Source organism: Rhodopirellula sp. UBA1907, assembly GCF_002337565.1.
Classification (GTDB): domain Bacteria; phylum Planctomycetota; class Planctomycetia; order Pirellulales; family Pirellulaceae; genus Rhodopirellula; species Rhodopirellula europaea.
In genome coordinates this window covers 89442-99841 of sequence record NZ_DDGH01000083.1, presented here as the reverse complement: position 1 = coordinate 99841, position 10400 = coordinate 89442, and the positions used below count along the sequence as shown (strand labels likewise).

The following is a 10400-nucleotide window of genomic DNA, read 5'->3' as shown; positions in this document are numbered from 1 at the left end:
GGGGGAGGTCGAGCGACGCCGTTCAGACGTACGCGAGGGAGGGGGCCGGGCATGGGAGGTGGCGAGGTTTGCCCTCCCCCGGAAATCTCGCTGAACGCTCGTTTTCCGACCCCTCCCGCTGCGCGGGCGGGGTTCGCAAGACGTCACAAACACAAACCTCAAAAACTTCACGACCTCTGGGAGAGGAGAGTTGGAAGGCGTGCAAGAAAGTAGTTTGGGCCGTTAGGCGAGAGTGCGACGAAGCATCGAGGACAGTTTCGCCGCGTCCGATCGATCAGGGCATTTCGAAGACTTCGCTGTTCTTCGCCGTTGCCAAAGGATGCCAGACATTCTCTTTGTCCACCGAATCGGTGATGAAGCGAACGGAACTGTCAGCCATCAGGATGTTGACTCCTCCGGTGTGGTGACTGCGAGCGGCGGCCCAGATTTCAGCGGTGTCGCGTTGTTCCAAGCAAGCCAAGTAAGGGTTGAGCTTGTCTTCTGGAATGGTTTCGTCGCACGCGGCGAGCACGTCTTTCTCTTTGCTGTTGGGGCTGGTGAAAGCCGAGAAGATCGTGGCACCCATGGCAGGCGACATCCAGGTACCACGGATGTCGGTGCTTGAGTTGTGGTTGAGGATTTCGCTCATCGCCATGGTGTTGCTCATGCCGTCGAGGAAGTCTTCGCTGCCCATGCCGTTTCGGTTTTGGAAGCGGTCGCCAGCAATGCCGTCTTTGATGATCACGTCTTGGTGAACGTAGTAAGTGCCGAATGCACCTGATGTCAGGTCGCTTTCCCACGACAGCATGTCACCCGATCCCCAGTTGGCGGCGTAGTTGGAACCCTTTGCAAGTGATTCCAGTCCGTAGCTTCCGTCTGAGAATTGGTTGGTCACTCGAGGTGCCGAAGGGCAGGAAACGAAAGAGCCCAACTGTTCGCGGCCGATGTGTTCGAATTCAGCGTAGTACTCGCAGTGATCACAAGGGTTCATGGTGTGACCCGTGACGGAATCTTCGCAGCGGGTGATCAGTTCCCAGACACCGGGTTGTTCCATGTAAGGGAACAACATTGGCAACCAGTGCCATCCCAGTTCGTTCTGACCGTGCTGCCAGCCACCGGTTTTGAAGCGGTTGCCGTTTTCGTCATAGTTGACGTTGCCTGGCGGGAACGAACCGAATGCGGCCATGTGGTTGTGCAGGGCGATGCCAAACTGTTTGAAGTTGTTTTGGCACTGCATACGACGAGCGGCTTCACGGGCGGCTTGGACGGCTGGCAAAAGCAGACCGACGAGCACACCGATGATGGCGATCACGACCAAGAGTTCGACCAGTGTGAAACCAGATCGCTTTGCGGTCCGTTGATCACACATGCGTGGATTTTGGATTTTCATTGGGTTGTTCTGAAGTTCTCGAGAGGAAGAATGATTGAGATATTCGGATGAGGGTGCCTCCGGAGAACCAAGATCTTTGAGTCCCCGAAATCGAGCGCGGGGATTAAAACAGAAAGCGTGACGGACGTTGTTAACGTTCGGTGAAGTAACTGTGTAAGTAACGCGATGTTTGAGCGTGGTCGGGCTCAAGGTCCTCGTAGCCGTGCTGAGGCGGTTTTCTGGACCCTAAGCAGGTTGCGAGAACCGAAACAATTTTTGCTTCCATGCAACACCCTCGCTTGAAAGCTGGGAAATGAAGACCGGTGCGATCGACGAACGGCACGGTCCGGTAGCGAAAAGCAACGAGGAAGATCCCCCCGAATCGAGCGGTTTCGGCCCGTTGGGGCGAATGATCGTCCCTCAGTGGAGTGGCGAGAGCCATTTTCCTCAACGCCGGAGAATCTTAGGGCTATTGATATTGAGTTGCGTTCGGTTGGGCTCGCATCGCTTTTGCGAGGTGGCCAAGCGAAGGACCGTCTCAGCGGCCGCGCATAAAAAATCACCGACACATGGGATGTGTCGGTGATCAATGAATTTGGAGCGAGCTGCCCGAGGACAGTCACGCAAGGATCAGACAGGGAAGCCGACCGGAGCCGGGATGTTTCCAAAACTGGATGAGTTGGCAGCGACCATTGCCGCGAGTCTTGACTCAGGAGCGTGAGATTTGCATCCGAAGAAACCACGTTTTTGAATCACCGTTGCAACCTCTGGTGGCACGTGTTTCTTCCAACCGTCGTCTCCGGATTCGATCATCTTCAACACTTCCCGAGAGAACGTCGAAAGGTGTTCTGGGTTGTAAGCGTGCAGTTGTTCGATGCAGCCTTTGCCAACCAAGTAGTCGTAGAGTTTTCGCAGTTCGGGCGCGATCTCTAGATTCTCCACGGTGGTCAGTTCACCAGTCTCGCGATCCATCAATGGATAGACGTAGAGTTTCAAATCGTTTTTGAACATTCGTCCGAACGATTCGAGAATGCCGCCATCGAGTTGGGTGTAGTACTTTTCTTCGAACAGTTCATGCAGACTGCCCGCCCCCATCGTGATCGCGATTTTCTTTTTGGTGTATTGCGAGAGATAAGCCGCCAGACGGTAGTACTCGAAGTAGTCCGAGATCAGCACCGTCATCCCGCAGGCGGCGAGTGTGTCGACGCGAGCGAGGAAGTCTTGCAGGTCGATCTCGCCATTGGCGCGAAGGTTTCGCATCGTGATTTCGGCGAGCGTCACGACTTGGTCTGGATCTACATCGTCTTCTTTGCGGAAGCTCTTTTGTGCAGCTTGGATCATGTCCATGTTCACGTGAGTGACAGGACGGTAGCTGCCGCGTTCAACCAAGATTGGTTTTTTGTAGAGCACTTCCGCGGGTTGAAGGACTTCGCCATCGGCCGAGAACATGGCTGCTTTGCTGAGTCCGAGTTGCACCAATCGAAGGCTCATCACGCGATTGTCGACGTGTCGAAACGCGATGCCCGAGAATTCGATCATGTCGATCTCGATCCGCTGCGTGCTGAGGTTGTCCAGCAACGATTCGATCAGCTGATCGGGTTCGTGATTGAGGAAGAATGCACCGTAGAGCAGATTGACGCCAACGATACCGAGGGCTTCTTGTTGGGCGGCGTTGTTGTTGTCCAGCATTCGGACGTGGATGATGATCTGGCTGTCTTCATCTCGCGGATGAGCTTGGAAACGAATGCCCATCCAACCGTGGCACTCGTTGGTTCCGTGATAGTTGCGAGCCGAGACCGTGTCGGCGAACGCGAAGAATGCGGTTGAATCGCCGCGTTGTTCTTTTAGGCGTTCGATGTTCAGTGTGTGTTCGCGGGTCAGCATGTCTTCCAAACGTTGCCGGCAAACATACCGTTGGCATTCGCCATAGATCGCATCGCTGACCGCCATGTCATAGGCCGACATGCTTTTGGCGATCGTGCCGGCGGCGGCTCCGACGCGAAAGAACCAACGGACGACTTCTTGTCCAGCGCCGATTTCGGCGAACGAACCGTAGCGTCGCGGATCCAAGTTGATTTGAAGTGCTTTACGCTCGGTCGATGGACGTTCGTTGGTCATGTTGTTTTCCCGTCTGGAATAGTTGCCCCAAAATCACAACAACATCTAGGTGACAATTTGGAGTCTTCCAAACGCTTTTTTTCGGTCGGGCAAACCAGGCGACGCGTGCCGGCTGTTTCGTCGTTGCAATCGCTACAAACCGGGAATTTGGCGTGTGGCGACTGTCCAAACGGGTGGCTCGGAATGGTTCTGCGAGACCGGCGTGAGAAGCGTTACAATGTGGGATTGGCACATTGAGTGTTGTTCGAGGCCCGTTCAGGTGATTGAGATGAAAACGAAGATGATGTCACGACGATGGTTCGCGAGTCGATCAGCCATGGCGATTGGCGGTGCGGCGATGTGGACGACGCCAGGTTTGTTTGCCGAAGAGCTTTTGAAGCCAACACCGCCGTTGACGGAAGGGCCGTTCTATCCGGATCGATTGCCGCTGGACCAAGACAACGATTTGATTGTCATCGGTGATCACACGACGCCGGCCGTTGGCGATGTGACTCACCTGACCGGTCGCGTGTTGACCGCGGCTGGGTCTCCGGTTCGCAATGCGACGATTGAAATTTGGCAGTGCGATGCCAACGCGGTCTATCTGCATTCGCGTGACAGCGATGGAAAGAAAGAACAGCAAGACAAGAACTTCCAGGGTTTTGGACGTTTTGAGACCGCCAGCGACGGCGGGTACCGCTTTCGAACAATCAAGCCGGTGCCCTACCCCGGTCGGCCCGCTCCACACATTCACATCAAGGTCAAACAGGGCGACAAAGATCTGTTGACGACTCAGTTGTTGATTCGCGGTCACGAAGGCAACAAGCGAGATGGCGTGTTTCGGCGAGTAACGGATCCTGCCAAACGCGAATTGTTGGTGGCGGATTTCAAACCGATGAAAGAATCGAAGATCGGCGAATTCGCTTGTCAGTTCGACGTGATTTTGGGGCAAACGCCCGCCGACGGTTGAAATGCCGAAGATACCGCCTCGAACGAGTTGAAAACTGGGGCGATCCGCCGATCGCCGTGAGTTACCAATCGCCGTGAGTTGCCAAGAAACGGGTGGTTGGGTAACAAGGTCGGAATTGCCGCGGTCGGCAATGAACCAGGTCAATCGTCGACCGCTGTCATCGCCACCGTTTTAGAACTCGTCGAGAAGGCGTCGTCGTTGAATTTCCCGTTGTTGTTTCGTTTTTTGGGAACGATCTGCCTGTTGATTGGTGGATCGATGGCGTTCAGCCTGCCATTTGCATTTCCGAGCGTTGCCGACCGAACACATTTGCCTCCCGCGACGGAATTTGAATCCGCCGCGGCGAGTGGACTGTTGGCGAGCATGGCGATTTGCTTTTTCGTCGGAGCCTTCTTTCGTTTCCTGGGACGCGGTCATCGCGGAGGGGGAGAACTGTATCAGAAAGAAGCGATGGCGATCGTTGGGCTTTCGTGGGTCAGTGCGACGGTGCTCGGTGCCCTGCCCTATTACTTGAGCGGCACGATGATCGCGGAGGGTTCTCCGATCACGTTCATCGAAGCGATGTTTGAATCGCAGTCTGGTTTTAGCACGACGGGCGCGACGGTGCTGACTGATTTGGAAACACCCGAATTGGTTCCGCACTGCATTTTGTTCTGGCGGTCCTGGACGCACTTTTTGGGTGGGTTGGGGATCGTTGTTTTGTTCGTGGCGATCCTGGGACAAGGGTCGGCTGGCAAAGCGATGATGCGTGCCGAAATGCCGGGGCCCACCAAAGACGGCAGCATGCCTCGAATGCAGCACACCGCTTTGGTGTTTGCCGCGATCTACGTCGGGCTGAACATGCTGCTGACGTTCATCTACATGTTCGAAGGAATGAGTTCGTTCGATGCGCTCTGTCACGCATTCGGGACGATGGCGACTGGTGGTTTCAGCACATACAACCGATCGCTGGGTGGGTTTGACAGCCCGTTGATTGAATACACGACGGTGCTGTTCATGATCTTGGCAGGTACCAACTTCACGCTGTTGTATCTGATGTTGTTGGACATTCCGCGGCGACCGCTGACGGCCGCTCGTCGATTGTTTCAAGACGTCGAGTTTCGGACGTATGCGTTGGTGATCGGCGTGGTCACGTTGGGCGTCGTAATCTTCGGATTGCGAGCGGAAGACGAAGGGTTTGGAACGCTCGCCAAAGGCGTTCAAAATGGATTGTTCCAAGTGGTATCGGTCATCACGACGACCGGTTACGGAACAGCCGACTTCGACGAGTGGAATAACTTTGGCCGCGGGATTTTGTTGTTGTTGATGTTCGTCGGCGGTTGTGCAGGCAGCACTGGCGGGGGAATGAAGGTGATTCGTCACGTTTTGTTCTACAAAATCCTGAGATTGGAGATTGAGCGCGCCCACCGTCCACGTGTTGTTCGGCCTTTGAGAGTGAGCGGTGTTGCCGTCGACGACCCTCAATTGGCACACAATATCCTGCTGTATTTTTGCATGGTGTTGGCCATTTTTGTGATGTCTTGGTTGGCGTTGATCACGTTCGAACCCAACTCGACTTGGGGTGTCGTGATGACGGACACGCCGCCCGAAGAAGTGATCGAGGAATCCGCCAAGGCGGGGAAATCGGGCGAGGAGATCGTGGTGGTGGATCATTCTCAGGCCGGCAAGAAGTTGTTGCACGGTACCTTGGATGAGAAGTTGCTTGACTGCGCGAGTGCGGTCGCGGCGACATTGAATAACATCGGACCGGGTTTGGGCGTCGTGGGTGCCACGCGGAACTACGCAGGGTTCAGCCAAGGTGCCAAGTTGTTGTTTGTATGGCTGATGATGCTGGGACGAGTCGAAATCTTCAGCGTGCTATTGCTATTTGTTCCGTCGTTTTGGCGAAGGGTGTGACACGATGACCACAACGAAATCAAACGCAATGCTCCGTTCCTTTGATCGTGATCCGTCTGCAATCATGAGGTTGGTGTTGGCCTTCGTTGTGACCGCGATCGCACTGCTTCAATGCCAGCAGGCGATTGCACAGTCGGATGTTGGATCGGGGAAGCGTCGCGGTGTGCTGATTGAGTTCAAAGAGGACATCAATCCGCTGAGCGGAGCGTTGTTGAAACGCAAGTTCGAAGCAGCCGTGGAGTCGGACGCCGACGTGATCATCCTCGATATTCAATCACCGGGTGGGTTCACCTCGGTGACGTTTGAGTTGATGGACATGGTGTTGGAAGCCAAAGATGTCGAAACAGTCGCTTACATTGAAAAAGATGCCATCAGTGGCGCCGCTCTGCTTGCGCTATCAACCGACACGATTCTGATGCGTCCTGATGCACGGATGGGTGACGCAGGTGAAATCGTGATGGGCGAAGACGGCGCGTTTCGATACACACCGGCGAAGAGTCGCAGTGTGCTGGCCCAGAAAGTTCGCGACACTGCCGAAGCCACCGGGCGCCCGCTCGCTTTGGCGGAGAAGATGACGGACAAGGATATGGTTGTTTATCAGGCGACCAATAACGAGACCGGCGAGAAGCGTTATTTTTCGGACAAGGACTTGGCATCGCGTGAGGATGCCGATCAATGGGAATTGAGTCCGCCCATCCGCGAGGCTGGCAAAGAGATGTTTTTCACGGTCAACGGTCGCCGTGGTGTTGAGCTGGGGATGGTCGATCAAACCATCGAGGGCCGAGATGAGTTGGCGAAGGTGCTGAATCTGCAAGAGCCAATCGTCGAGATGGAACGAAGTTGGACGGACACATTGGTGTTCTTGCTCAACAGTCAGTTCGTCACGTTTTTGTTGCTGCTGATCGGTTTGGTTGCACTCGCGATTGAGTTGTCTGCACCCGGTATCGGCATCGGTGGTTTGACCAGTGTGCTGTGCTTTGGGTTGTTCTTCTGGGCGCGTTTTTTGGGAGGAACATCGGGTTGGTTGGAAGTGATTTTGTTTCTGACGGGAATTCTTTTCATCGCCGCTGAAGTGTTTGTCATTCCTGGGTTCGGCGTCGCCGGAATCAGTGGATTGGCGTTGTCGCTCGGAGCATTGGTGATGGCTTCCCGGCGGTTTGCACTGCCCGAGAATGAAATTCAGTGGACATCGCTGGCAACCGACATGATGACGGTGATGGGCGCGTTCCTCGGTTTCTTGGTTTGCTTGGCCGTCATGGCGAAGTACCTCGGGGATATACCCGGATTGAGTCGATTGACCCTGCGCCCTCAAGTCATGGTGGCCGCCGATGGTGGTGCCAGCGCAACGCTGGTCAGTGGACCGGCATGGCAGCGAGTTGAGATCGGTGACACGGGGTCGGCGATGTCACCGTTGCGACCGAGCGGCAAGGTGCAGTTCGGCGATGATGCGATCGATGTTGTCACGGAGGGAGACTACATCGATCCGGGGACCGAGGTTCGCGTGGTCAACAAGCAAGGAGCTCGGGTCACGGTTCGGAAAGTTTGAGCCCGGACGCGGGTTCGTTTTCAGGTTGAGTCGGCGCCCATTTTTCGTAGGTGCTCGCGACCCAACTCGAAAGCAGGAACCAAGGGATCAACGCCGCTAACCAAGTCGACGTGATCTGGTTCGATGTCATTCGGGAAGCGAAGAACAGCAATCCGATCGCCACGGCCGCTTCGATCACCGGTTTGACCACGCCTTTGATCAGCAAGATGGTTTCGTTGCGTATGTCTTGCGGCAGAATCGCGTAGGCCGATGTCATGCCCGGGTCGTAAAGCGATCGCTTCAGCACGGTCAATCCCTGTCCAAGAGTGAACAACAAAATCAAAACCGCTTGGGATTGATTGATCAACGCGATGAGGCCAAGGACGCTGAGCAGCAGCGGGTAGGCACAAAGCGGCATTCCAATGCCGAACCGGTCGAGCAGCTTGGTCGCGACGGTGAACTGCACCAAGACAATCAAAATGTCGTTGATGGCGTAGAAGCCGGCGAAGTAGGTCAGCAGCTGGGCTTCGGCGAGCAGGTGATCACCCGCGATGACTTTCCATTGGTAGTCGACCATCGTGACCGCGAAAACGTTGAACGCGATTAGGCTGACCAAACCGTATCGATAGCGAAAAGCCGTTGGGCTGGCCGGGATGTGTCTGATTGAACGGATCCCGTTTCGATCCGCTTTCTTCGATGAGTTGATCTGAGAATGCGGTTCGATCTCCGACGTGGCTCTCGCGGCAGATGTCTTGGGGATCCATCGAAGCAAGACAATCGTTGCGGCGTCCAAGCCGATGATGATCTTCAGCCAAGTCGTGTCTTCCAGCGTGGAGGCTCCGAATCCCATCGCTGCTCCCATCGCGATTCCGGCGATCGGAGCACCAGCGGCTACCAGCACAAACGGCCGTTTGGAAGTCGACGAAGCAAACGCATTGTTGACCAACGTCGTGGCATAAATTGTGTTGACGCAGCCCCTCACCTCTGCGGTCACGTACAAAGCACCCAGCAACACAAACGAGTGGTGCTCGACCGAGATCATTACGGTCAGCCATGCGGTGATGGACGCCAGGCCGATCCAACTGCCGAAGACGCTGTAGCGAGCCGGGAAGCGTTGGTTGACCAAGTGAGTGATGGCGGAGACGGCGATCACGGTGACAGCGGACGCTGCAAGCGCGACCGGCAACGCATCGGATCCCATCCGCGCGATGAACAGGCTGACGCCCAGTGCCCTGGCAACCGAATAGGTTGCCGAGGTCAAGAAGGTGAACCCGATTAGGGGGATCAGTGTTAGGCGAGGCGGATTCAAAACGGCAGAGAGCCTCGGTGAGCTGGCCTCAATGAGCTGGAAAGGGCAGACCTATGTTAGTCGCCCGTCCAGTTCTCGTTGAGCCCAGTCGCTTCGGCGGGCATTTATTCGGCGCCCGCAAAGTCAGGTGGCTCGTTTGTTCTCGCAATCAGCGATTGTGAACGTACGCCGGGACGTAATAGATGATGCGATTGCGATACTGGTGCTGGCCGAAGTTGCTGTCCCAAGCCGGACGCAAGTTTGGGTTGCTTGCCCAGTAGGAAGCTTCCAGACGAGCTTGTCGTTGACGCGATGCTTCCAGAGCACGAGCTTGACGCAGTTGCATCGCCATCGATGGCATTTTTTCGGCGGCCGAGCCAGGTGCGTGAACGAGCTTGCGATCCGATGGGCTGTTCACTGGATCGGATTCCGCATCGGCAACAGCGGGCGTCATCGGTGGCAGTGCCAGCCGTTCAGCATTCCGTTGCGGCGTGTCTCGTTGCGGCGATGCCGAAAAGAGATCGTCCAATCCCTGCGCCGAAGCAGCTGGGGCCAAGGTTGCACCGATCAACAAAGCAAAAAGATATGGGACGGTCGATTTCATAGGTAAACCCCGGTGAATGGACTGATTTCGGTGGTGGTATCGTCCTACGGTTGATGCCGTCTGATTGGGGATCGGGCAAATCCCGCTAGTTCGAAAGGCCGCCGCGTGGCTCGAGCCGATTTTGATTGACCGAACGGACACGGTGTTTTGCACTGTGAAAGCAGTCGTGACAGCTGCATCCATCGATGATTTTGGGTAGGAAATTAGGTTTAGGCGGGTTGCAAGGGTTGGCTAATCGCCACGAATCGTCTCTTACGATGGATTCTTGCAACGACAGGGTGCATTTTATGAACGTTTTGCTAATCTAGAGGTTGGAAACCGAATTCGGGTTGCCGAATCGATATCAAGTTGTCCCACCTTTCTTCCTTCCCGAGTCACCATGATTCAACAAACTCTTCGTTGCGTATTCGCACTTGCATTGCTGACCACGACCGTTGGTTGCCCGCCGCCAGCTCCACCAGCTGACGTCGACACCGACACCGACACCGCTCCAGTTGTCACCGACAACGCGACCGGCGCAGCTGAAATGCCTTCGGACAACGTGACTGGCACCGCAGAAACTCCCGAAGCGGAAACTCCCTGAGTTTCTAACCCACTGGAATCGAAACCAGAGGATTGAATTTGGTCACACTCGACCAAGTTGATTTGAAAACACTCGCTCGGCTCGCGGAC

8 protein-coding genes are annotated in these 10400 nt (G+C 55.4%); 4 read left to right on the top strand and 4 right to left on the bottom strand.

What is annotated here, in order from left to right:
* Positions 1–274 precede the first annotated feature (274 nt).
* Together B2R17_RS17865 and B2R17_RS17860 are read right to left on the bottom strand one after the other, a co-directional pair.
* A complete protein-coding gene (locus B2R17_RS17865; RefSeq protein WP_008661932.1) occupies positions 275–1369 on the bottom strand; it encodes a DUF1559 domain-containing protein in 1095 nt (364 codons plus the stop codon).
* 609 nt (positions 1370–1978) lie between these two features.
* Entirely contained in the window at positions 1979–3466 is a 1488-nt protein-coding gene (locus B2R17_RS17860) for a TonB-dependent receptor (protein ID WP_286765052.1), read from the bottom strand.
* A 217-nt stretch (positions 3467–3683) separates the two neighbouring features.
* On the opposite strand from B2R17_RS17860, the gene B2R17_RS17855 reads away from it, so the two are divergent.
* The 3 genes from B2R17_RS17855 (at position 3684) to B2R17_RS17845 (ending at position 7857) form a co-directional block, all read left to right on the top strand.
* Entirely contained in the window at positions 3684–4415 is a 732-nt protein-coding gene (locus B2R17_RS17855; RefSeq protein WP_051073355.1) for a protocatechuate 3,4-dioxygenase, read from the top strand.
* Between the two features lie 96 nt (positions 4416–4511).
* Complete coding sequence (locus B2R17_RS17850) at positions 4512–6311, top strand: TrkH family potassium uptake protein (protein ID WP_008661940.1); 1800 nt, start codon at positions 4512–4514, stop codon at positions 6309–6311.
* Between the two features lie 4 nt (positions 6312–6315).
* Complete coding sequence (locus tag B2R17_RS17845) at positions 6316–7857, top strand: NfeD family protein (protein ID WP_286765051.1); 1542 nt, start codon at positions 6316–6318, stop codon at positions 7855–7857.
* Here the strand turns inward: B2R17_RS17845 and B2R17_RS17840 are convergent.
* Positions 7838–9097, bottom strand: coding sequence for a hypothetical protein (locus tag B2R17_RS17840; protein WP_286765050.1), 1260 nt, complete (start codon positions 9095–9097; stop codon positions 7838–7840). The two genes, B2R17_RS17845 and B2R17_RS17840, sit on opposite strands and share 20 nt — an antisense overlap.
* Before the next feature lie 196 nt (positions 9098–9293).
* The gene (locus tag B2R17_RS17835) at positions 9294–9728 is read right to left on the bottom strand and encodes a hypothetical protein (protein ID WP_008666872.1); all 435 of its coding nucleotides are present in this window, start codon (positions 9726–9728) and stop codon (positions 9294–9296) included.
* Between the two features lie 379 nt (positions 9729–10107).
* On the opposite strand from B2R17_RS17835, the gene B2R17_RS17830 reads away from it, so the two are divergent.
* Positions 10108–10311, top strand: a complete 204-nt coding sequence (locus tag B2R17_RS17830; protein ID WP_008666876.1) for a hypothetical protein — start codon at positions 10108–10110, stop codon at positions 10309–10311.
* Positions 10312–10400: the final 89 nt, after the last annotated feature.

Bases quoted from the DNA above. Each gene is read 5' to 3' on its own strand.
- B2R17_RS17835 (WP_008666872.1), bottom strand. From the start codon at position 9,728: ATGAAATCGACCGTCCCATATCTTTTTGCTTTGTTGATCGGTGCAACC.
- B2R17_RS17865 (WP_008661932.1), bottom strand. From the start codon at position 1,369: ATGAAAATCCAAAATCCACGCATGTGTGATCAACGGACCGCAAAGCGA.
- B2R17_RS17845 (WP_286765051.1), top strand. From the start codon at position 6,316: ATGACCACAACGAAATCAAACGCAATGCTCCGTTCCTTTGATCGTGAT.
- B2R17_RS17855 (WP_051073355.1), top strand. From the start codon at position 3,684: ATGTGGGATTGGCACATTGAGTGTTGTTCGAGGCCCGTTCAGGTGATT.
- B2R17_RS17830 (WP_008666876.1), top strand. From the start codon at position 10,108: ATGATTCAACAAACTCTTCGTTGCGTATTCGCACTTGCATTGCTGACC.
- B2R17_RS17860 (WP_286765052.1), bottom strand. From the start codon at position 3,466: ATGACCAACGAACGTCCATCGACCGAGCGTAAAGCACTTCAAATCAAC.